Below are 21,725 nucleotides of genomic sequence, written 5' to 3' on the forward strand. Positions count from 1 at the left end.
GGACCGCCCTTCGGGGACGCCAGGATCCCCACTCGTCACCGGGCGGCGGTACGGCAGTGGCGACGGCGATTCTGGCTCCCCGTGGCGGCGGCTGTCAAACTGCCGGCCAGGTGCGCTTCTTGTCCAGCGGCCGGGCGTAGGACCCGGCCCGGCTGGTCTTGAGGCCCAGCGCGACGAGCGACTCGGCGAGCCGGACGGCGGCGGCGACGCCGTCGATGACCGGGATGTCCAGCATCGTCGCGATCCGCCGGTCCAGCCCTGTCATCCCGGCGCAACCGAGCACCAGGACCTCCGCCCCGGCGTCGCGCGCCCGGCGCCCGGCGGTCAGCAGCGCCGACTCCGTGCGGCGTTCGTCCGTCAGCTCCAGCACACCGAGGCCGGCGCCGGTGACCGTCACGCAGTTCTGGGCGACGCCGGCGGAGTGCAGGCTGTCCTCGATCAGCCCGCACGTCCGGTCCAAAGTGGTCACGACGCCGTAGCGGCGGCCCAGCAGGCAGGCCAGGTGCGCCGCGGCCTCGGTGATGTCGACGACCGGGACGTCCAGCAGCTCGCGGGCCCCCTCGCGGCCGTGCTCGCCGAACCCGGCGAGCACGACCGCGTCGAACGGTTCTTCCAGGCCCCGCAACAGATCGAGCACGGCGGCCGCCGAGAGGAAGCTGTCCAGCCACCCCTCGGCCGACTCCGGACCCCAGCGCGGCGTCCGGGCGAGGATCTCGGTGCCCGGGCTCGCCGCGGCGCGGGCACCGGCACCGATCTCCTTCGTCATCGCCTCGGTGGTGTTGCAGTTGGTGACGACGATCCTCATCGCTGGTTCCGCGAGACCGCGAAGTACAGCAGCGCGGACGACGCCGTGCCGATGAACCACGAGTACGGTGCGGCCGGGGCGAAGTAGGGCACCAGCGCGATCACCGCGGCGAGTGCGGCGGTCGGGAAGAACGCCACCAGGGCACGCGGGTTCACCCGCGGGTAGATGCCGCCGTCGACGAACAGCTGCGCGACGTCGACCTTGCCGCGGCGGATCAGGTAGTAGTCGACGATCATGATCCCGAACAGCGGCCCGAGGAACGCGCCGAGCCCGCCGAGGAAGTAGTTGACCACCGCGGGCGAGGAGTACAGCTTCCACGGCAGCACGCACAGCGCGGCGACCGCGCTGATCATCCCGCCGATGGTGAACGTGATCCGCTTCGGCCAGATGTTGGCCAGGTCGTAGGCGGGGGAGACGAAGTTCGCGACGATGTTGACGCCCATGGTGGCGATCGCGAAGGTCAGCGCGCCGATGATCAGCACCGGCGTGTTGTGCACCTTGGACAGCAGCTCGGCCGGGTCGGTGATGGCCTCGCCGAACACCTGCATGCTGCCCGCGGTGACGACGACCGACAGCAGCGCGAACGCCGTCGAGTTGATCGGCAGGCCCCAGAAGTTGCCGCGCCGCACAGTCTTCTGGTCCGGCGCGTTGCGGGAGAAGTCGCAGAAGTTGAGCATCAGCGTGCCGTAGGTGGCCAGGATCAGCCCGGCCGCGCCGAACCACTGCCGGATCTGCTCGCCGGTGGACAGCTGCTTCGGGCTGCTGGTGAACGAGATGTTCCAGTGGGCGGCGGCGAGGATCCACACGGCCAGGGCGATCATCACGACCCAGATCGCCGGGCCGCACCAGTCCTGGAACTTGCGGATCGACTCCATGCCGCGGGTCAGGATCAGCGCCTGGGCCGCCCAGAGCGCGACGAAGCAGATCCAGCCGAGCGCGTGCAGGCCGAGGAAACCGTGTTCGGTCAACGGTTTCAGGCCCGGGTCGATGGCGAGCACGAGCAGTGTGATGGCCACGCTGGCGAGGTAGGTCTGGATGCCGTACCAGAAGATCGCGATGATCGCGCGGATCAGTGCGGGCAGGTTGGCCCCGAACGTGCCGAAGCTCAGCCGCGCGACGACCGGGAACGGCACGCCGGTGCGCTGCCCGATCCGGCCCATCAGGTTCATCCCGACGTAGATGATCACGAACCCGAACAGCAGGGCGGTGAACACCTGCCAGGCCGACAGGCCGAGCACGAACAGCCCGGCCGCGAAGGTGTAGTTGCCCAGGTTGTGCACGTCGGACATCCACAGCGCGAAGATGTCGTAGACCTTCCACCGGCGCTCTTGGGCGGGGGCGAGGTCTTCGTTCCAGAGCCGGGGGTCCGGCGGGGCGGGCGTCTCTTGTCCGGATTCGGTGAGCGGGGCGGCCGTCATGCGTGTGCCTCCGGTCGACGTGCGGGGACGGAGATTTGGGATACCAAAAATTGGTATCCCAAATATCACCCCGGGGTCTTCGGCAGTCAACCCTCCCGTCGATAAACTCGTGTTACGTCCGGTTACGGAGATGTTGAGGGAGGGGCTCGGTGACGTCGGCGAGTGAACGGCAGCCCCTCGCGGCCACCCGGCAGCGGGTGCGCGAGGAGCTGCGGGAGCGGATCCTCACCGGGCGGCTGCGCCCGGGTGACCGGCTGGTCGAGCGCGAGCTGGCCGAGGACCTGGGCGTGTCCCGGGTGCCGGTCCGGGAGGCCATCCGCAGCCTGGAGGCCGAGGGGTTCCTCGTCGTCCAGTCACCGCGCCGGGTCGTCGTCCGGCAGCTGGCCCGGGTCGACGTCGAGGAGCTGTTCGACGTCCGGGAGGCCCTGGAGGGCCTCGCCGCCGGGCTCGCCGCGTCCCGGGCGGGCGCGGCCGAGCTGAAGCGGCTCGAGCGCGTCCTGGCCGACGCCGCCCGCGCGACGGCCCGCGGCGACGCGGCCCGGATCACCGTCCTCAACTCGCGCTTCCACGACGAGATCGTCGCCATCGCGGGCAACGCGCTGCTGACCACGATGCTGCAGCCCCTGGAGGGCCGGCTGCGCTGGCTCACGAGCCAGAACGAGCACTGGGCCGACCTGCTCGACGAGCACCGGCGTCTCCACGACGCCATCGCCTCGGGCGACGCGGACCGCGCGCACGCCGAAGCGGCCGAGCACGTGCGCGTCAACCGGACAGTGACGCTGAGGTCCCTTTTCGGGGACGACGAGCCGGGTGAGCGGCCGGCCGGGTGACTCCGGAGGTCACTCAAAGTGCCGGAAAGCTCACCCATTAACATGATCGTCGGCTCCCCGCTCCCTGAGCCGACGTGGCATATCCGACAGCGCGCGGGAGCTGGTCCAACAGGCGGCTCCCAGTGGGTACATGGGAAATTCACAGAATGGGCGGCAAACCTGACACCGTGATCAACGCCGAATCTGGTGCCGTGAAGGTGGCACGATGACGACCGCCCAGGCCACGCTCGAGGCCCCCGCCCGCGGCACGAGACCGGGCGGCAAAGCGCCCTACCTCCACCAGATCGACCTGTTCCGGTTGATCACCTTCGCCTGCGTGATCCTGATCCACGTGGTCGGCGCGACGAACTTCGCGCAGGACGTCGGGGCGAATGCCGTCGAGACCCCGCTGCACTTCACGCGTGAGGCGTTCTTCGCGCTGACCGGGTTCGTGCTGGTGTTCCAGAACCGCGGCCGCGAGCTGACGGCGGGTGATTTCTGGCGCCGCCGGCTGCCGCTGGTCGCGACGCCCTACCTCGCGTGGACCATGTTCTTCTGGGCGTATTCGCTGGTCACCGGCGGGCAGCAGCCCGGCTCGCTCGAGGCGTCGATGCGGCTGCTGCTGACCGACCTCGTCACCGGCGGCGCCTGGTACCACCTGTACTTCCTGCTCGTGACGATGCAGGTCTACCTGCTGTTCCCGTTCCTGATGAAGCTCCTGCGGGCCACTGCGGGCAAGCACCGGTGGCTGCTGCTGGGCAGCGGGCTGGTGCAGGTCGGCGTGGTCGCGTTCATGACCTACCAGCCGCTGGGCGTGAGCTACGAGACGATCACGCACCTGTACGCCACGATCCTGCCGTACCAGTTCTACACGCTCTTCGGCGCCGTGATCGCGATGCACTTCGAGACGGTGCACGCCTGGGTCGGCCGGCACCGGCTGCTGCTCGGCGGCGCGCTGGTGGCGGTGCTGGCCGGCACCGAGTGGTACTACCTCCGGACCGTCCACAGTGGAACGTTCCCGCAGGTGGCCAGCGACCCGTTCCAGCCGTACCTGATCCCGTGGTTCCTCACGGTCATCGCGGCGATCTACGCGTTCACCACGTGGTGGGCCGCGCGCCGCCGGGAGGGCGGCAAGGGTGCCCGGCTGGTCTCCTGGGCGGCGAACCGGTCGTTCAGCATCTTCCTGGTCCACCCGCTCGCGCTGGCCCTGCTCGGCCCGGTCATCCCGCACGTGGCGGAGCGCTTCGGCGCGCCGTGGCTCAGCGCGGTCATCTACGTCGCCACGATCGCGCTGACGATCGTCATCGTCGAGGTGCTGCGCCGGCTGCCGGGCAGCCGCGCGCTGACCGGGCGCCCCCGGCTGCGCTTGGCGAAGGTCGCCGCCTGACGCGTGGTCAGGGGCACAAAACGCCGTTCGGGCATGTCGCAGCATGCGGATCCGCGGCCTTCGGATATGCTGGCGGCCCGTGGGACTTCAGTCGCGGGCTACCAAGTACGTATTTGTCACCGGAGGCGTCGCCTCCTCTCTGGGTAAGGGACTCACGGCCTCGAGCCTGGGGCAACTCCTTACCGCGCGCGGGCTTCGCGTCACGATGCAGAAGCTCGATCCGTACCTCAACGTCGACCCCGGGACGATGAACCCGTTCCAGCACGGTGAGGTGTTCGTCACCGACGACGGCGCCGAGACCGACCTCGACATCGGGCACTACGAGCGCTTCCTCGACCGCTCCCTCGACGGCAAGGCCAACGTCACGACCGGCCAGGTCTACTCCGAGGTGATCGCCAAGGAACGCCGCGGCGAGTACCTCGGCGACACGGTGCAGGTCATTCCGCACATCACCGACGAGATCAAGTCCCGGATCACCGCGGCCGCCGAGCCCGACGAGGCCGGGAACGCCCCGGACGTCGTCATCACCGAGGTCGGCGGCACGGTCGGCGACATCGAGTCGCTGCCGTTCCTGGAGGCGTGCCGCCAGGTCCGCCACGACGTCGGCCGCGACCAGTGCTTCTTCCTGCACGTCTCGCTGGTGCCGTACCTGGCGCCGTCGGGCGAGCTCAAGACGAAGCCGACCCAGCACTCGGTCGCCGCGCTGCGCAACATCGGCATCCAGCCCGACGCGCTGGTCTGCCGGGCCGACCGGGAGATCCCCGAGGACCTCAAGCGCAAGATCGGCCTGATGTGCGACGTCGACAACGAGGCCGTCGTCGCCTGCCCGGACGCGCGGTCGATCTACGACATCCCGAAGGTGCTGCACCGCGAGGCGCTCGACGCCTACGTGGTGCGCCGCCTCGGCCTGCCGTTCCGCGACGTCGACTGGACGGTGTGGGGCGACCTGCTCGACCGGGTGCACAACCCGAGCGAGACGGTGAAGATCGCGGTCGTCGGCAAGTACATCGACCTGCCGGACGCCTACCTCTCGGTCACCGAGGCGCTGCGTGCGGGCGGGTTCGCGCACCGGGCCAAGGTCGAGATCGTCTGGGTCGCCTCCGACGACGCGCAGACCGCGTCCGGTGCGGCGTCCGTGCTGTCCGATGTGGACGGTGTGCTGATCCCGGGCGGGTTCGGCATCCGCGGCATCGAGGGCAAGGTCGGCGCGATCGAGTACGCCCGCACCCGCGGCGTGCCGCTGCTCGGCCTGTGCCTCGGCCTGCAGTGCATGGTCATCGAGGGCGCCCGGCACCTGGCCGGCATCACCGACGCCGGGTCGTCGGAGTTCGACGAGAACACCGAGCACCCGGTGATCTCGACGATGGCCGACCAGCGCGACGTCGTCGCGGGCGAACGCGACATGGGCGGCACCATGCGGCTCGGCGCGTACCCGGCGAAGCTCAAGCCGGGCTCGCAGGTCGCGAAGGCGTACGGCACCACCGAGGTGTCCGAGCGGCACCGGCACCGCTACGAGGTGAACAACGCCTACCGCAAGCAGCTCACCGACGCCGGCCTGGTGTTCTCCGGCACGTCGCCGGACGACCGCCTGGTCGAGTTCGTCGAGCTGCCCGCCGACAAGCACCCGTTCTTCGTCGGCACCCAGGCGCACCCCGAGCTGAAGAGCCGCCCGACCCGGCCGCACCCGCTGTTCAGCGCGTTCGTCAAGGCCGTGGTGGACCGCAAGGTCGCCGAGCGGCTGCCGGTCGAGCTGCCCGAAGCCCCCGTGGCCGCCCGGTGACCGCGCCGGGAGAGCACGAGTTCACCGTCGCCGCCAGCCGCGACGTCCACATCGGACGCGTCGTCGGCCTGCGGATCGACCAGGTGGTGATGCCGGGTGGCAACACCGCGGCCCGCGAGGTCATCGAGCACCTGGGCGCGGTCGCGATCGTCGCGCTGGACGAGGACCAGCAGGTCACGTTCGTGCACCAGTACCGGCACCCGATGGGGCACCGGCTGTGGGAGCTGCCCGCCGGCCTGATCGACCACCTCGGCGAGGACCCGGTCGGCACGGCGAAGCGGGAGCTCGTCGAGGAGGTCGGGCTGGCCGCCGCCGACTGGGCGACCCTGGTCGACGTCGCGGCGTCACCCGGCTTCACCGACGAGGTGGTGCGGATCTTCCTGGCCCGCGGACTGTCCGATGTGGAGCGTGACGTGCTCGGGGACGAGGAGGCCGACCTGGTCGTCCGCAAGTTCCCGCTGGCCGAGGCCGTCCGGATGGCCCTGGCGGGCGAGCTGGTGAACGGCGCCACGGTGTCGGGGGTGCTGGCCGCGCAGGCGGTGGTCACCGGCGGTGCGCAACCGCGCCCGGCCGACGCCCCGTGGCGCGACCGCCCGACGGCGTTCGCCAAGCGCCGCGAAGCCTGAGCTGTCCGCTGCGCCCCCGCCTCAGGGGCGCAGCGGGCGGCCTTCGGCGTCCAGGCCGCCGTTGGCCAGCAGCATGACGCCGTCGACGATCGGCCAGAGCACGCCGATCCCGGTCAGCAGCACCACGAGGAGCTGGAGCAGACCCAGCCCGATCTGCCCGGTGTAGAACCGGCCGACGCCGAACGGCAGCACGATCTGGAGCACCCCGGCCACGGTCTTGGACCGGTAGGACGTCGGCATCGGCATCGGCGGCGCGTACGGCATCGGGACGGGCATGGAAGACGGCATCGGGGGCGGCCCGTACATCGGCAGCTGCATCGTCGGCTGCGTGTACATCGGCACCTGCGGCGGCGCGAGGAACCCCGGGTGCGGCTGCGGCAGGTCGCGGAACAGCGGCCGCAACGCGCCCAGGGTCACGGCGGCGTAGGCGTCGGTCACCCGCGCCTCGTACTCGTCGGGGGTGATGCGGCCCATGCCGAAGTGGTCGGCGAGCAGTCTCGCCGCCTCTTCCCGCTCGGCCGTGCCGATGCGGAGCTCGTCGGACTCCATGAATCCAAGGTAACCGCGCGAAGCTGAGAACGGGGTTTCTCCCGGGTCACGGTGCCCGCACGGCCTAAGGTGACCGGCGTGGCCTCCAGCCCGCACCGCACGGCCGACGTGATCGCCGCCTACCTCGACCACCTGGTCGTCGAACGCGGGACCGCGCGCAACACCCTCGACAGCTACGCCCGTGACCTGCGCCGCTACGCCGCGCACCTCGACGGCTCCGGCGTCGCGGAGATCGCCGACATCACGGCCGCCCACGTCACCTCGTTCGGCGCCGCGCTGCGCGAGGGCGACGCCGAGCACCAGCCGCTGGCCGCGTCGTCGGCCGCCCGGGCGCTGGTCGCCGTGCGGGGCCTGCACAAGTTCGCGCACGCCGAGGGCGTCACCGAGCACAACCCGGCCCGCGAGGTCCGGCCGCCGACCCCGGCGAAACGGCTGCCCAAGGCCCTGCCGGTCGACGACGTGCTGCGGCTGCTGGAGACCCCGGCGCCGGACGGCGAACGCGCGCTGCGCGACCGGGCGCTGCTGGAGCTGCTCTACTCCACCGGCGCCCGGATCTCCGAGGCCGTCGGCCTCGACCTGGACGACGTCGACGACGACGAGCGCACCGTCCTGCTCGACGGCAAGGGCGGCAAGCAGCGGCTGGTGCCGGTCGGCCGGCCCGCGATCGCCGCGCTGCACGCCTACACCGTCCGCGCGCGGCCCGTGCTCGCCGCGCACGGCCGCGGCACCGCGGCGATGTTCCTCAACGTCCGCGGCAGCAGGCTTTCGCGGCAGAGCGCGTGGCAGGTCCTCAAGGACACCGCCGAGCGCGCCGGGATCGCCGCCGCCGTCTCGCCGCACACGCTGCGCCACTCCTTCGCCACGCATCTGCTCGAAGGCGGCGCGGACGTCCGCGTCGTGCAGGAACTGCTCGGCCACGCGTCGGTGACCACGACGCAGGTGTACACGCTGGTCACGGTCAACACGCTGCGCGAGGTCTACGCGACGGCGCACCCCCGGGCGTTGGGCTAGCCGGCCCAACGGCGGCGCCACAGCCCTCCTAACCTGGACCGACGGCCGACTGACATTGCCCCCTCGGGTCCGGCGCGTTGCTTTGCCGGGGCTCCGAGTCCGCGCATAGGCTGCCCCGGACGCCACGGACAAGGAGCCTTCTCGCCATGTCGACACCGAACCAGCCGGCCGTACCGGCCGCGTCCGCCGGGTCGGCCGCGGCGAACCTCCAGCACGTCACCATCGCCACCCCCGCCCACCACGACGGTGACGAGTCGAGAGAGCGCAACGGGCGGAAGGTGAAGCTCGAGGGCATCGGGCCGACCGGCCGCCCGATCCGCGAGATCCCCGAGCCGCCGCCGCTGGAGCGCCACGGCCCGGCGAAGATCATGGCGATGTGCAACCAGAAGGGCGGCGTCGGCAAGACGACGTCGACCATCAACCTGGGTGCCGCGCTCGCCGAGTACGGCCGCAAGGTGCTGCTCGTCGACTTCGACCCGCAGGGCGCGCTCGCCGTCGGTCTCGGCATCCAGCCGCACGAACTGGACCACACGGTCTACAACGCCATCATGGAGCGGGCCGTCAGCGCCACCGACGTGCTGCTGAAAACCCGCGTCGACGGCGTTGACCTGCTGCCGAGCAACATCGACCTGTCCGCGGCGGAGGTCCAGCTCGTCGCTGAGGTAGGGCGCGAACACACGTTGTTACGGGTCCTTCGTCCGGTCATGAACGACTACGACTATGTTCTTGTCGACTGCCAGCCCTCGCTCGGCCTGCTCACGGTGAACGCGCTGACCGCCGCGGACGGCGTGATCATCCCGTTGGAGTGCGAGTTCTTCAGTCTGCGAGGTGTAGCGCTCCTGATCGACACGATCGAGAAGGTGCAGGAACGCCTCAACCCCAAACTGGACATAGTCGGGATTCTCGCCACCATGTACGACCCGAGAACCCTGCACTCGAAGGAGGTCATGGCTCGCGTGGTGGAGGCATTCGGCGAGATCGTGTTCGACACGGTCATCAACCGCACGGTGCGGTTCCCCGAGACGACGGTCGCGGGTGAGCCGATCACGACCTGGGCCCCCAAGTCGGCCGGCGCGGCGGCGTACCGCCAGCTGGCTCGCGAGGTGATCGGTCGGTGAGCAGGCGCGCTTCCCTGCCCGGAGCGTCGGAACTCTTCCGCATCACCTCCAGCCCCGCTCTCGACCTGCCGCCCCAGACGTCGCCCGCGCCCGCCGAACCCGTCGAGAACGGCAACGGCAAGGCGGGCCACGGCCGCACGGAGCAGCTCGCCCGCAGCGGCGACGCCCCGCACGGCTCCGGCCGGACCAAGCACGACGCGAAGATCACCGTCTACGTCTCCGGTGACGAGCTGGTCGCGATGGAGCAGGCCCGGCTGACGCTGCGGGCCAAGCACGAGCTGGTCGTCGACCGCGGCCGGCTGGTCCGCGAGGCCGTCGCGGTGCTGCTGGCCGACTTCGACGCGAACGGCGAGGACTCGGTGCTGGTGCAGCGGTTGCGGGTGGTCGGCTCAGACGGCGGCGAAACCGAGGGCTGATGGACACCCCGGCATCGGCCGAAACGCCGCCGGAGCCGGTCGGAGAGGCCCCTGAGGAACCGACCCCCGACGACCCGGCCCCGGACGAGCAACCCGGTGATCAGCCGCACGAGCACCAGACGGTGCACGGCGGCATGGTCCCCGAAGGCCTGGCCAACGAGGAACTGAGCACGTCGAAGTTCAAGGTGCGGCTGGCCAACTTCGAGGGGCCGTTCGACCTGCTGCTGCAGCTGATCTCGCAGCACCAGCTCGACGTCACCGAGGTGGCGCTGCACCGGGTCACTGACGACTTCATCGCCTACACCCGGGCGCTGGGCACGGACTGGAACCTCGACGAGACGACCGAGTTCCTGGTCATCGCGGCGACCCTGCTCGACCTCAAGGCCGCGCGGCTGCTGCCGTCGGCCGAGGTGGAGAACGAGGACGACCTCGCCCTGCTCGAGGCCCGTGACCTGCTGTTCGCCCGGATCCTGCAGTACCGCGCGTACAAGCAGGTGGCGGCGCTGTTCGGCGAGCTGGAGCAGGGTGCGCTGCGGCGGTACCCGCGGTCGGTGGCGCTGGAGGAGCGGTTCGTCGGGCTGCTGCCCGAGGTGATGCTGGGCGTGACGCCGGCGAAGTTCGCCGACATCGCCGTCACGGTGTTCAAGCCGAAACCGCCGCCGACGGTGTCGATCGCCCACATCCACATGGGCCGCGTGTCGGTGCGCGAGCACGCGGCGCTGCTGCGGGTGATGCTGGCCGAACGCGGCCAGGCGACGTTCGGTGAGCTGGTCGACGACTGCGAGCACACGGTCGAGATCGTGGCGCGGTTCCTGGCCCTGCTGGAGCTCTACCGCGAGGCGACGGTGCAGTTCGAGCAGTCGGAGGCACTGGCCGAGCTGCACGTGCGCTGGACCGGCGGATCGCAGGAAGAAGCCTCCGTGGCGGCCGAGCAGGATCTCGCTGCCGACGCCGCCGGAGACGAGGAGGAGTACGGGTGAGCCCCGAAGACAACGACCGGGTCCGCGACGACGACGTGGCGGCCGAGGTCGCGGCGCCGGAACCGCCGGCGAGCGAAGAACCGGCCGAGGCCGCGGCGGAGCTGGCCCTGGACGAGGCCCTGTCCGGCGAGCCGGTGACCGAGGACGGCGATCCGGTGGAGCCGGTCCCGGTCGAGGCCGTGGCTGAAGCGGCCGCTGCCGACGAGCCGGAGGCCGCGCCCGAAGCGGCCGACGCCGTCGCGCCTCAGGAAGCCGCCGCCGAACCCGCCGAGTCTGCTGAACCCGCGGCCGTCGACGATCCCGCGTCGGATCTCGTCGCCGCCGGGGATGCCGACTCGCTGCCCGACATCACTTCCGACGAGGCGCTCGAAGCCGCGCTCGAGGCGCTGCTGCTGGTCGTCGACTCGCCCGCGAGCGAGGAATCCCTGGCCGACACGCTGCAGCAACCCAAGGCCCGGATCATCGTCGCGCTGCGCACCATGGCCCAGAAGTTCACCGACCGGACCAGCGGGATCGACCTGCGGCGCGTCGGCGAAGGGTGGCGGTTCTACACTAGAGACGTCTATGCCCCGTTCGTGGAGAAGCTCCTGCTGGACGGCCAGCGGTCGAAGCTGACCCGGGCCGCGCTGGAGAGCCTCGCCGTGATCGCGTACCGGCAACCGGTGACCCGTTCCAGGGTCGCCGCGGTGCGCGGCGTGAACGTGGACGGTGTCATCCGGACGTTGCTCGCGCGCGGCCTCATCGGCGAGATGGGGACCGACCCCGAGACGACCGGGACGCTGTACGTGACGACCGAGCTGTTCCTGGAGCGACTGGGGCTGTCGTCACTGAACGACCTGCCGGCCATCGCTCCGTTGCTACCCGAAGTGGACACCATCGATGACTTCCAGTGAACACCCCGACGGCATCCGGCTGCAGAAGGTGCTGTCGCAAGCCGGGGTCGCCTCCCGGCGCGCGGCGGAGGACCTGATCGCCGCCGGCCGGGTCGAGGTGAACGGCGAGGTCGTCACCGAGCAGGGCCGTCGCGTCGACCCGGACGTAGCGGTCATCCACGTCGACGGCACCCGCGTGAACCTCCGCGACGACCTGATCTACCTGGCGCTGAACAAGCCCAAGGGCGTCCACTCGACGATGTCGGACGACCGCGGCCGCCCCTGCGTCGGCGAGTACCTGATGGGCCGGTACGAGGAGACGCCCGGCGTCGTGCACGTCGGCCGGCTCGACGAGAACACCGAGGGCCTGCTGCTGCTGACCAACGACGGTGACCTCGGCCACCGGCTGATGCACCCGTCCTACCAGGTGCTCAAGACCTACCTGGCCGAGGTCGACGGCCTGGTGCCGCGCGGGCTCGGCAAGGAGCTGCGCAACGGCTGGGAGCTGCCGGACGGCCTGGTGAAGGTCGACCAGTTCCGCGTCAAGGACATGCACTCCGGCAAGTCCCTGGTCGAGCTGGTGATCCACGAGGGCCGCAAGCACATCGTGCGGCGGCTGCTCAAGGACGCCGGGCACCCGGTGCTCAAGCTGGTCCGCACCGCGATCGGCGACGTCCAGCTCGGCAACCAGCGCGTCGGCTCGATCCGGCGGCTGACGAAGGGCGAGGTCGGCGCGCTCTACCGCAACGTCGAGCTCTGACCCGGCTTTACCGAGGCCCTGGCTGTCACCGCACGGCGGTGACGAACCCGCCGGCGGTCTGGTCTTCCCGGGCCGGGCGGCCGTAGCCCTCGGCCAGCTCGGCGCGGGTGTGCGTGGTCGGCCGCCAGCCGTGGTCGCGCAGCCACTCCGGCGCGCGGCCGCCCAGCCCGCCGAGCCACAGGCGCGTGACGCGCTCGCCGGTCGGGGTCGCCCGCGCCCGGGCCAGCAGCCCGTCCGCGGTGTCGGTGGGCCGGTGCTCGAACGACACCCGGCTGCCCGGCGCCGACAGCTCGCTCACCGTGGTGAGCAGCTTGCCGGCGTCTTCGGCGGACAGGTAGACGAGCAGGCCCTCGGCCAGCCACGCGGTCGGGACGCCGGGGTCGAACCCGGCGTCCCGCAGCGCGCTCGCCCAGTCTTCGCGCAGGTCCGCCGGGACGACGACCCGCTCGCACGACGGTTGCGCGCCCTGCCCGGTCAGCACCTGGTCCTTGAAGGCCAGCACTTCCGGCAGGTCCAGCTCGAAGAGCCGGACCCCCGGCGGCCACGCCAGCCGGAACGCGCGTGCGTCCAGCCCGGCCGCGAGCAGCACCACCTGGGCACACCCGGCGTCGAGCAGGTAGTCGTCGTAGAACCGCGTGCGGATCGCCACCTGGGCGGCGAAGAGCGGGCCGAGGCCGTCCCGCGTCCCGTCGCCGGGCTCGGGCAGCACCGAGCGGCCCGCCTCGTAGAACGCGGTGGCGTACGGGTCGTCGAACAGCCGGTCCGGGCGGCGGCTTTCCAGGGCGCGTAACGCGGCGACGCCGACGGCGGTGCGGCCGACCGCGGGCAGGGACTCCGTCATGACGCCAAGCTACGCCCGACTTTCCGCCGTGGCGGGAACGATCTCCGGCTCGTAGCGTGACGCGCATGCGATCCGGTCTGGTGTGCGGAATCCTCGCGGTGGTCCTGTTCGGCGCGCTCGCCCCGGCCGTGGCCGCGGCGCCCCGGGCGAGCGAACCCACCTACGACTACACGAAGGCGATCCGGGAGACCGTCTGGGTCGACATCGGCCGCGACGGCGACGGTGACGGCAAGCCCGACCGGGTCGCCGCCGACATCGTGCGCCCGGCCGAGCCCGCGGCGCAGGGCACCAAGGTGCCGGTGATCATGGACGCCAGCCCGTACTACTCGTGCTGCGGGCGCGGCAACGAGAGCGAGCTGAAGAGCTACGACAGCGCCGGGAAGCCGGTGAAGTTCCCGCTGTTCTACGACAACTACTTCGTGCCGCGCGGCTACGCGGCGGTGCTCGTCGACCTGGCCGGGACGAACCGGTCGGCCGGCTGCGCGGACGTCGGCGGCCCGTCCGACGTCGACTCGGCGCGCAAGGTGGTCGACTGGCTGAACGGCCGCGTCACCGGGTACAGCGCGAAGACCGGCGGCAGCGCCGTGACGGCGGGCTGGAGCACCGGGAACGTCGGCATGATCGGCAAGTCCTACGACGGCACGATCGCCAACGGCGTCGCCGCGACCGGGGTCGCCGGGCTGAAGACGATCGTGCCGATCTCGGCGATCAGCTCCTGGTACGACTACTACCGCTCCGACGGCGCGTCGTTCGGCTCGAACCCGGCCGGGCTGGCGCAGACCGTCGAGTCGGCCAACAGCGGGCAGAACTGCTCGGCGCAGAACCAGGCCCTGAGCACGGGCGCGACCGTCAACGGCGACTACGGGCCGCTCTGGGCCGCGCGCGACTACGTCACGCAGGCGCGCAACGTCCACGCCAGCGTGCTGCTTTCGCACGGCGTCAACGACCTCAACGTCAAGACGATCAACTTCGGGCAGTGGTGGGACGCGCTGGCCGGCAACCACGTCGAGCGCAAGATCTGGCTCGCGCAGACGGGGCACGTCGACCCGTTCGACTACCGCCGTGCCGACTGGGTCGACCTGCTGCACCGCTGGTTCGACCACTACCTGCTCGGGATCGACAACGGCGTCCAGAACGGCCCGATGGCCAGCGTCGAGCGGCAGCCGGACCAGTGGGTGGACCAGACGGCGTACCCCGCCGCGAACGCCGTGGCGACGGCGTTGCGCCCGCAGGCGGGCGGCAAGCTCGGCACCGCGGCGGCGCCGGGTACGGCGTCGTTCACCGACAACCCGAACGTGGGCGAGGACACCTGGGTGACGAACCCGGGCAGCGCGGCGCTGACGTACTCGACCGGGACGCTGACGTCGGCCCTGCAGGTGTCCGGGACGTCTTCGCTGACGGTCACGGCGACGCCGAGCACGTCGTCGGCGCGGGTTTCGGCGGTGCTCGTGGACCTCGGCGCGGCGACCATCCGCAACTTCGCGGGCAGCGGCGAGGGCATCAAGACGGCGACGACGGAGAACTGCTGGGGCTCGTCGACGGCAGGTGACGACGGTTGTTACCGCGTGACCTCCGCGGACGTGAAGAAGGTGAACTACACGATCCTCAGCCGCGGCTGGGCGGACCTCGCGAACTACGCTTCCCTGACGCAGGAACGGGTCCTGACCCCGGGGACGGCGTACACGATGACGTTCCGCCTGGCCTCGACGGACCACATCGTGCCGAAGGGCCACGCGCTGGCCCTGATCATCGGCGGCACGGACGGCAGCTTCATCCGCGGCCCGGCCCAGCCCGGCCGGCTCACCCTGGACCTGGCGAAGACGTCGATCTCGGTCCCGCTGGCCGGAGTCCTCCCGGCAGCATCAACCCACCCGACCCCCGTCAGCGGCGCGTTCGTACCGTCGGCAGGCCGGGCGGAACTGGGCTGAAAGCCGTGAAGGCCTCCTTCCCGGCCATAAGAGCCGGTAAGGAGGCCTTCACGGCTTTGCGCCGACGCTAGCTCGCTTCGGCGGGAGCGGTGCGTGTGGCCGACTTTCGTTGCAGCGCCCGGGCTATCGGTTCGACGACGCGGGCGGCCGTCGGGCCCAGGATGGCCATCAGCAGGACGTACGCCGTCGCCAGTGCGGCCAGCTCGCCGTCCACCGCGCCCGCCGTCACCGCCAGGCCCGCGATGACGATCGAGAACTCGCCCCGGGCCACCAGCGACGCCCCGGCTCTGGCGCGGCCCATCTTCCCGATGCCCTGGCGGCGCGCGGCCCACCAGCCGGTGGCGACCTTCGTCAGCGTCGTGACCACCGCGAGCACCACGGCCCAGCCGAGCACCGGCGGGATCGACGCCGGGTTCGTGTTGAGGCCGAACACCACGAAGAACACCGCGGCGAACAGGTCCCGCAGCGGCTCGAGCATGTGCGTCGCGTTCTCGGCCGTCGAGCCGGAGATCGCGATGCCGAGCAGGAACGCGCCGACCGCGGCCGACACCTGCATGGCCGACGCGATGCCCGCGACCAGCAGCGCCGCGCCGAGCACCTTGAGCAGGAACACCTCGCGGTCCGGGCTGTCGACCGCCGCCGAGACGTACCGGCCGAACTTGAGCGCGATCACCAGGACCACGGTGATCACCAGCAGCGAGATCCCGACGGCCTCCATGCCGCCGAGCAGCGAGACGCCGCCCAGCACCGCGGTGAGGATCGGCAGGTAGAGCGCCATCACCAGGTCCTCGAACACGAGGATCGACAGCACCACCGGCGTCTCGCGGTTGCCGAGCCTGCCGAGGTCACCGAGGACCTTGGCGATGATCCCGGACGACGAGATGTACGTGACGCCCGCCATCACCATCGCGCCGACCGGGCCCCAGCCCAGCAGCAGCGCCACGGCCGCGCCGGGGGCGGCGTTGAGGACGATGTCGACCAGCCCGGCCGTCCACGAGCGGCGCAGCCCGGTGAACAGCTCGGCCGCGGAGTACTCCAGGCCGAGCAGCAGGAGCAGCAGCACGACGCCGATTTCGCTGGCCAGGTGCGTGAAGCCGCCGATGTCGGTCAGCGGGATCAGCCCGCCGGAGCCGAAGCAGAGGCCGCCGAGCAGGTAGAGCGGGATGGGGGAGAGGCCGATCTTCCCGGCCAGGCGCCCGAGCGCACCCAGCCCGAAGAAGACCGCCCCCAGTTCGATCAGGGACAGCGCGGTGTGGTCCATCGTGCGCTCAGCCGTACTTCAGGATCTTGACGGCGGCCTCGAGGCCCTCGCTCGTGCCCACCGTCACCAGCAGGTCGCCGCCGGTGAGGGTGAAGTCCGGCGTCGGCGACGGGTGCACCTGGCCGGCGCGGGCCACCGCGACCACCGAAACCCCGGTGCGGGTGCGCATCGCCGTGTCGCCGAGCGTGCGGCCGTCGAACGGGCCGGACGGCTTGATCGGCAGCTGCCGGGTGCTGATCCCGGGCAGGTCCCGGTGCTCCTCGGTCAGCTGCGCGACGAGCTGGGGCGCGCCGAGCAGGTTGGCCAGCGCGCCCGCTTCGTCGGCGCTCAGCGGGATCGAGGCGACGCAGGTGTCGGGATCGTCGGTCTTGGAGACGATCAGCTCGAGGTGTCCGTCCCGCTGGGTGACGACGCCGATGCGGCGGCCGGTACGGGTGGCGAAGTCCTTGCGGACCCCGATGCCGGGCAGGGGGGTTACTTCGACGTTCACCCAACCACCGTAACCCACGTGTCCGATTCGCGACTTTCAGCCGAGAAGGAGCAGGCCCGCCGCGATGAGCATGACGAGGGCGGTCAGGCCGTGGACGCTGTACGCGATGGCCTTCTTCCCGCCGTGGCGCAGCACGATCAGCATGTCGAAGACGGGCCAGACGGCCGCGACGAGGATGACCCAGCCCAGTGCGTGCGGGTCGCCGTAGATCATCAGGGCCAGCGGGATCAGCCCGGCGCCGATGTCACGGCCGCCCTTGACGTTGAGGAAGCTTTCGGCGTTCTCGGGGACCTCGGTGAACCCGAAGCCCGCGGCGATCTTGGCCGGCGCGAAGAGGTAGTTCAGGCCGACGTAGATGATGCCGAGCGAGACGATCGCGACGAGGACGTAACCGGTGATGAGCATGGTGTTTCCCTCCAGTGAACTAGCGGCGCTAGTAATACTAGCAACGCTAACTTAGCGACGCTAGATTGTCTAGCAGTGCTAGTATCGGCGTCATGACCCAGCGACAACGGCGAGTGCGCGACCGGTCCGAGCGCGGGCAGCGGATCGTCTCCGCGGCCCGGGAGCTGGCCGAGGCGGAGGGCTGGGACGCCGTCACCACCCGGCGGCTCGCGGCGCTGATCGAGTACAGCCAGCCGGTGCTCTACAGCCACTTCCCGGGCGGCAAGGACGCGATCATGGCGGCGGCCGCGCTGGAGGGCTTCGCCGAGCTGGCCGCGGTGCTGGCTGCCGCCCGCGAAGGCGGTGTCGCCGGGGTCGCGGGCGCGTACGTCGCCTTCGCCGACGCCAAGCCCGCGCTCTACGACGCGATGTTCACGCTGGCCTCGGACCTGCCCTTCGCGCGGGACGACACGCCGCCCGTGCTCCAGGAGGCCTTCGCGGGCCTGTACGCGGTGGTCGAGCCGGTGGCCGGCAGCCAGCAGCCGGGCACGCTGACCGAGGTGTTCTGGGGCGCGCTCCACGGGCTCATCACGCTGGACCGCGGCCACCGGCTCTCCCCGGAGAACCACGCGGAGCGGCTGGCCGTGGTGGTCGCCCGCTTCGGCGCGCCCGGCACCTGACGCCGTAATGCCGTGAAGGGCACCTTCAGGGACTTATAAGCCATGAGGGTGCCCCTCACGGCTTTCACGGCTTCGCGCTCGGCGGCGGCGCGGGGCGGCCGGGCCGGGGCGCCCGCGTACCTGGACGGTCGGCTCGCGTGCCCAGACGGTCGGTTCGCGTACCTGGAGGGTCGGCTTGCGTGCCCGGACGGTCGGTTCGCGTACCTGGAGGGTCGGCTTGCGTGCCCGGACGGTCGGTTCGCGTACCTGGAGGGTCGGCTTGCGTGCCCGGACGGTCGGTTCGCGTACCTGGAGGGTCGGCTTGCGTGCCCGGACGGTCGGTTCGCGTACCTGGAGGGTCGGCTTGCGTGCCCGGACGGTCGGCTCGCGTGCTTGGAGGGTCGGCTTGCGTGCCCAGACGGTCGGCTCGCGTGCTTGGAGGGTCGGCTCGTGTGTCTGGAGGGTCGACACGGTCGAGGCGTCCGCTTCGGGGGCGGGTCCGTCTTGCCGCTGATGCCGTGAAGGTGCCCCTCACGGCGTTGCGGTCGGAGGCCTAGGCGTCCCGACTGATCCCGTTCGCACCGCGCCCGGCAGAATGGGGTACGGCCCGAACGAGACGAGAACGCGAGGAGAGTGCCGGTGACGGGAGCCCTACGTGGTGTGGTCGCGCTGGACGGCCCGTCGGGGACCGGGAAGACCACCGTCGCGCGCAAGCTCGCCCAGCGCCTCGGCGCGGGCTACCTCGACACCGGCGCGATGTACCGGATGGTCACCCTCGCCGTGCTGCGCGCCGGGGTGGACCCGGCCGACGCCGACGCCGTCGCCGACCTGGCCGGCCGCGCCGACTTCGCCATCGGCACCAGCCCCGACCGGCCCGAGATCCGGCTGGCCGGCAGCGACGTCGCCGCCGACATCCGCGGCCCCGAGGTCACCAAGGCCGTCTCGCCCGTCTCGGCCGTGCCGCACGTGCGCGAGCTGCTCGTGGCGCGGCAGCGGCGGATCATCGGCGAGGTGCTGGACACCGTCGGCGGGATCGTCGTCGAAGGCCGCGACATCGGCACCGTCGTCGCGCCGGACTCGCCGCTCAAGGTCTACCTGACCGCCTCGGCCGACGTCCGCGCGTCGCGGCGCAGCACCCAGGACTCCGCGGCCGGGCGCAAGTCGTCGGTCGCCGACGCCCTGGCGAGCGTCGAGCGCCGCGACCACCTCGACTCGACCCGCGTGACGTCGCCGCTGCGCGCGGCCGAGGACGCCGTCCCGGTCGACACGTCCGAGCTGTCCATCGACCAGGTGATCGTCGCGCTCAGCGAACTCGCCAGCCACCGCGGCCTGCTGGTGGGGTGCAACGCCGAGGTCGCGCGATGAAAGCTGGGTCCTCTGGGGCCGAGCCCCAGGCCCCGGCCGGGGGGCAAGCCCCCCTGGACCCCCCGAAAAGATCGGCGGCCGGACTGCCCGAGGGCTCCGTCGGCTGGCTCCACGAGGCCGGCCGGATCTTCGGCCGGTACCATTTGCGATCGGCCTTCCGCATCCGTGTGCACGGCCGTGACCGCATGCCCGCCCGCGGGCCGGTGCTGGTGATCGCCAACCACAGTTCGATGATCGAGCCGCAGCTGATCTTCGGAATGCTGCCGCGGCGTTCGGCGTTCCTGGTCAAGGCCGAGCTGTTCAAGGGCGTGGCCGGGCGGTTCCTCGTGGCCATCGGGCAGATCCCGGTCAAGCGCGGCGCGATCGACCGGAAACCGCTGCTGACCGCGGTGGGCGTGCTCAAGGACGGCGGGGTCGTCGGGATCTTCCCGGAGGGCACCCGCGGTGCCGGGGACGTCGGTGCGGCCGAACGCGGCGCGGCGTGGCTGGTCCGGGCGTCGGACGCGGTCGTGCTGCCGGTGGCGACGCGCGGGACGCTCAAGCCGGCGGACGGCAAGCGGCGCTGGCGCCCGCGCGTGGACATCCTCGTGGGGGAGCCGTTCACGCCGAAGGTCGGACCCGGGAAGACCGGGCTCGACCAGGGCACCGAGGAGCTGCGCGGCGAGCTCGCGGCGCTCGTGAAGACTTTGGACGATTGGCGTACCGAAAACGGTTTCGTTACGCCATAAGGGAAATTGGGTAGTGATGGCTGAGTTTGATTCCGCCTCCGCGGGAGAGAGTACGTCGGCGGCGATCGACGGCGTCGGCGAGATCGACGGCACCTGGTCCGACGAGACCGAGTTCGCCAGGCTCGACGCGCAGATCGAGGCGGCGGAAGCGGCCGAGGAGGCCGCGCTCGCGCAACCGGTGCTCGCCGTGGTCGGGCGGCCGAACGTGGGCAAGTCCACGCTGGTCAACCGCATCATCGGCCGCCGCGAAGCCGTGGTGCAGGACGTGCCGGGCGTCACCCGCGACCGCGTCGCCTACGACGCCTACTGGGGCGGGCGCAAGTTCACCCTGGTCGACACGGGCGGCTGGGAGCCGGACGCGACCGGGCTGCAGGCCTCCGTCGCCGCGCAGGCCGAGCTGGCCATGCAGACGGCCGACGCGATCCTGCTGGTGATCGACGCCTCGGTCGGGGCCACGGCCACCGACGAAGCCGCCTCCAAGGTGCTGCGCCGCTCGAAGAAGCCGGTGCTGCTGGTGGCGAACAAGGTCGACGACGACCGGCTGCTCGCGGACACCGCGTCGCTGTGGTCGCTCGGCCTCGGCGAGCCGCACCCGGTCAGCGCGCTGCACGGCCGCAGCTCCGGCGACCTGCTCGACGCCATCCTCAAGACCCTGCCCGAAGCGCCGCGCGAAGGTGTCGCGGCGACGTCGGGCCCGCGGCGCGTCGCGCTGGTCGGGAAGCCGAACGTCGGCAAGTCGAGCCTGCTGAACAAGATCTCCGGCGAGGAGCGCTCGGTCGTCGACTCGGTGGCCGGCACCACGGTCGACCCGGTCGACTCGCTGGTCGAGCTGGACGGCGAGACCTGGCGGTTCATCGACACCGCGGGCCTGCGCAAGCGCGTCAACTTCGCCGCGGGCGCCGAGTACTACGCCTCGCTGCGCACGAAGACCGCGATCGACGCGGCCGAGGTCGCGGTCGTGCTGCTGGACGCGGCCGAGCCGATCTCGGAGCAGGACCTACGGGTGCTGACCATGGTCGTCGAGGCCGGGCGCGCGTGCGTGCTGGTGTTCAACAAGTGGGACCTGGTCGACGAGGACCGCCGCCACGCCATGATCCGCGAGCTGGAGCGCGGCCTGGTCCGCGTCCCGTGGGCCGAGAAGGTCAACGTCTCGGCGCTGACCGGGCGGTCGGTGCGCAAGATCGCGCCGGCGCTGCGGACCGCGCTGAAGTCGTGGGACCAGCGGGTGCCGACCGGCCAGCTCAACGCGTGGCTGTCCGACCTGATCGCGGCGACCCCGCCGCCGGTCCGGTCCGGCAAGCAGCCGAAGGTGCTGTTCGCGACGCAGGCCGGCATCCGGCCGCCGACGCTGGTGCTGTTCACCACCGGCTTCCTCGAGGCGGGCTACCGCCGGTTCATCGAGCGGCGGTTCCGCGAGCAGTTCGGCTTCGAAGGCAGCCCTGTCCGGGTGAATGTGCGCATCCGTGAAAAGAAGGCCCGGCCGAAGGCCGGCGGAAAAGCGGCCAGGCCCGCCAAATCCCGGTGATTTCCTGACCCGT

The 21,725-nt window shown here is 71.3% G+C and carries 22 protein-coding genes and 1 pseudogene; 15 read left to right on the top strand and 8 right to left on the bottom strand.

Features of this window, described 5'->3' with window-relative positions:
- Positions 1 to 94: 94 nt before the first annotated feature.
- A complete protein-coding gene (locus tag OHS58_RS04610; RefSeq protein WP_328647248.1) occupies positions 95 to 805 on the bottom strand; it encodes an aspartate/glutamate racemase family protein in 711 nt (236 codons plus the stop codon).
- A complete protein-coding gene (locus OHS58_RS04615; RefSeq protein WP_326951148.1) occupies positions 802 to 2,223 on the bottom strand; it encodes an NCS1 family nucleobase:cation symporter-1 in 1,422 nt (473 codons plus the stop codon). The genes OHS58_RS04610 and OHS58_RS04615 overlap by 4 nt, the downstream gene beginning before the upstream one ends.
- Before the next feature lie 149 nt (positions 2,224 to 2,372).
- Here OHS58_RS04615 and OHS58_RS04620 point away from each other — a divergent pair, with 149 nt between their 5' ends.
- The 4 genes from OHS58_RS04620 to OHS58_RS04635 all read left to right on the top strand — a co-directional run bounded on the left by OHS58_RS04620 (position 2,373) and on the right by OHS58_RS04635 (position 6,825).
- Positions 2,373 to 3,053: a GntR family transcriptional regulator gene (locus tag OHS58_RS04620; RefSeq protein WP_247053965.1), complete on the top strand. Its 681-nt coding sequence runs from the start codon at positions 2,373 to 2,375 to the stop codon at positions 3,051 to 3,053.
- A 205-nt stretch (positions 3,054 to 3,258) separates the two neighbouring features.
- A complete protein-coding gene (locus tag OHS58_RS04625; RefSeq protein ID WP_326952080.1) occupies positions 3,259 to 4,419 on the top strand; it encodes an acyltransferase in 1,161 nt (386 codons plus the stop codon).
- Between the two features lie 79 nt (positions 4,420 to 4,498).
- The gene (locus OHS58_RS04630) at positions 4,499 to 6,199 is read left to right on the top strand and encodes a CTP synthase (protein ID WP_247053961.1); all 1,701 of its coding nucleotides are present in this window, start codon (positions 4,499 to 4,501) and stop codon (positions 6,197 to 6,199) included.
- Positions 6,196 to 6,825, top strand: a complete 630-nt coding sequence (locus OHS58_RS04635; RefSeq protein ID WP_326951145.1) for an NUDIX hydrolase — start codon at positions 6,196 to 6,198, stop codon at positions 6,823 to 6,825. The genes OHS58_RS04630 and OHS58_RS04635 overlap by 4 nt, the downstream gene beginning before the upstream one ends.
- 21 nt (positions 6,826 to 6,846) lie before the next feature.
- On the opposite strand, the gene OHS58_RS04640 is transcribed toward OHS58_RS04635, so the two are convergent.
- Positions 6,847 to 7,374: a DUF1707 domain-containing protein gene (locus OHS58_RS04640; protein WP_328647249.1), complete on the bottom strand. Its 528-nt coding sequence runs from the start codon at positions 7,372 to 7,374 to the stop codon at positions 6,847 to 6,849.
- 108 nt (positions 7,375 to 7,482) lie between these two features.
- Between OHS58_RS04640 and xerD the strand changes: the two genes are divergently transcribed.
- From xerD to OHS58_RS04670, 6 genes are all read left to right on the top strand, one after another.
- A complete protein-coding gene (gene xerD, locus OHS58_RS04645; protein WP_326951588.1) occupies positions 7,483 to 8,385 on the top strand; it encodes a site-specific tyrosine recombinase XerD in 903 nt (300 codons plus the stop codon).
- 146 nt (positions 8,386 to 8,531) lie between these two features.
- Positions 8,532 to 9,503 (top strand): ParA family protein, encoded by a 972-nt coding sequence (locus OHS58_RS04650; RefSeq protein WP_247053955.1) that lies wholly within the window; start codon positions 8,532 to 8,534, stop codon positions 9,501 to 9,503.
- A complete protein-coding gene (locus OHS58_RS04655) occupies positions 9,500 to 9,919 on the top strand; it encodes a cobyrinic acid a,c-diamide synthase (RefSeq protein ID WP_247053953.1) in 420 nt (139 codons plus the stop codon). Before OHS58_RS04650 ends, OHS58_RS04655 begins: the two co-directional genes overlap by 4 nt.
- Complete coding sequence (locus tag OHS58_RS04660) at positions 9,919 to 10,899, top strand: segregation and condensation protein A (protein WP_442875516.1); 981 nt, start codon at positions 9,919 to 9,921, stop codon at positions 10,897 to 10,899. The genes OHS58_RS04655 and OHS58_RS04660 overlap by 1 nt, the downstream gene beginning before the upstream one ends.
- Complete coding sequence (gene scpB / locus OHS58_RS04665) at positions 10,896 to 11,792, top strand: SMC-Scp complex subunit ScpB (RefSeq protein ID WP_328647250.1); 897 nt, start codon at positions 10,896 to 10,898, stop codon at positions 11,790 to 11,792. The genes OHS58_RS04660 and scpB overlap by 4 nt, the downstream gene beginning before the upstream one ends.
- Positions 11,779 to 12,531 (top strand): pseudouridine synthase, encoded by a 753-nt coding sequence (locus OHS58_RS04670; protein WP_247053949.1) that lies wholly within the window; start codon positions 11,779 to 11,781, stop codon positions 12,529 to 12,531. The genes scpB and OHS58_RS04670 overlap by 14 nt, the downstream gene beginning before the upstream one ends.
- Positions 12,532 to 12,556: 25 nt before the next feature.
- On the opposite strand, the gene OHS58_RS04675 is transcribed toward OHS58_RS04670, so the two are convergent.
- Positions 12,557 to 13,372, bottom strand: coding sequence for a class I SAM-dependent methyltransferase (locus OHS58_RS04675; protein ID WP_328647251.1), 816 nt, complete (start codon positions 13,370 to 13,372; stop codon positions 12,557 to 12,559).
- A 65-nt stretch (positions 13,373 to 13,437) separates the two neighbouring features.
- Here OHS58_RS04675 and OHS58_RS04680 point away from each other — a divergent pair, with 65 nt between their 5' ends.
- Entirely contained in the window at positions 13,438 to 15,300 is a 1,863-nt protein-coding gene (locus OHS58_RS04680; protein WP_328647252.1) for a Xaa-Pro dipeptidyl-peptidase, read from the top strand.
- A 67-nt stretch (positions 15,301 to 15,367) separates the two neighbouring features.
- Here OHS58_RS04680 and OHS58_RS04685 read toward each other — a convergent pair whose 3' ends face one another.
- The 3 genes from OHS58_RS04685 to OHS58_RS04695 are packed head-to-tail and all read right to left on the bottom strand — an operon-like array spanning position 15,368 to position 17,456.
- A complete protein-coding gene (locus tag OHS58_RS04685; RefSeq protein ID WP_328647253.1) occupies positions 15,368 to 16,561 on the bottom strand; it encodes a cation:proton antiporter in 1,194 nt (397 codons plus the stop codon).
- A 7-nt stretch (positions 16,562 to 16,568) separates the two neighbouring features.
- Positions 16,569 to 17,051, bottom strand: coding sequence for a cation:proton antiporter regulatory subunit (locus OHS58_RS04690; protein ID WP_247053941.1), 483 nt, complete (start codon positions 17,049 to 17,051; stop codon positions 16,569 to 16,571).
- Positions 17,052 to 17,087: 36 nt separating this feature from the next.
- A complete protein-coding gene (locus tag OHS58_RS04695) occupies positions 17,088 to 17,456 on the bottom strand; it encodes a DUF4267 domain-containing protein (RefSeq protein WP_328647254.1) in 369 nt (122 codons plus the stop codon).
- 92 nt (positions 17,457 to 17,548) lie between these two features.
- Here OHS58_RS04695 and OHS58_RS04700 point away from each other — a divergent pair, with 92 nt between their 5' ends.
- Entirely contained in the window at positions 17,549 to 18,115 is a 567-nt protein-coding gene (locus tag OHS58_RS04700) for a TetR/AcrR family transcriptional regulator (RefSeq protein WP_326951138.1), read from the top strand.
- 33 nt (positions 18,116 to 18,148) lie between these two features.
- On the opposite strand, the pseudogene OHS58_RS48675 reads toward OHS58_RS04700, so the two are convergent.
- A pseudogene (locus tag OHS58_RS48675) lies at positions 18,149 to 18,607 on the bottom strand (hypothetical protein); the annotation flags it as partial.
- Between the two features lie 147 nt (positions 18,608 to 18,754).
- Between OHS58_RS48675 and cmk the strand changes: the two are divergent.
- From cmk to der, 3 genes are all read left to right on the top strand, one after another.
- Entirely contained in the window at positions 18,755 to 19,459 is a 705-nt protein-coding gene (gene cmk, locus OHS58_RS04705; protein WP_326951586.1) for a (d)CMP kinase, read from the top strand.
- Positions 19,460 to 19,584: 125 nt separating this feature from the next.
- Positions 19,585 to 20,187 (top strand): lysophospholipid acyltransferase family protein, encoded by a 603-nt coding sequence (locus OHS58_RS04710; protein WP_256476009.1) that lies wholly within the window; start codon positions 19,585 to 19,587, stop codon positions 20,185 to 20,187.
- Positions 20,188 to 20,203: 16 nt separating this feature from the next.
- Positions 20,204 to 21,712, top strand: a complete 1,509-nt coding sequence (der, locus tag OHS58_RS04715) for a ribosome biogenesis GTPase Der (RefSeq protein ID WP_247053933.1) — start codon at positions 20,204 to 20,206, stop codon at positions 21,710 to 21,712.
- The last annotated feature ends 13 nt before the right edge of the window (positions 21,713 to 21,725 follow it).

This window comes from Amycolatopsis sp. NBC_00348, assembly GCF_036114655.1.
Lineage (GTDB): Bacteria > Actinomycetota > Actinomycetes > Mycobacteriales > Pseudonocardiaceae > Amycolatopsis.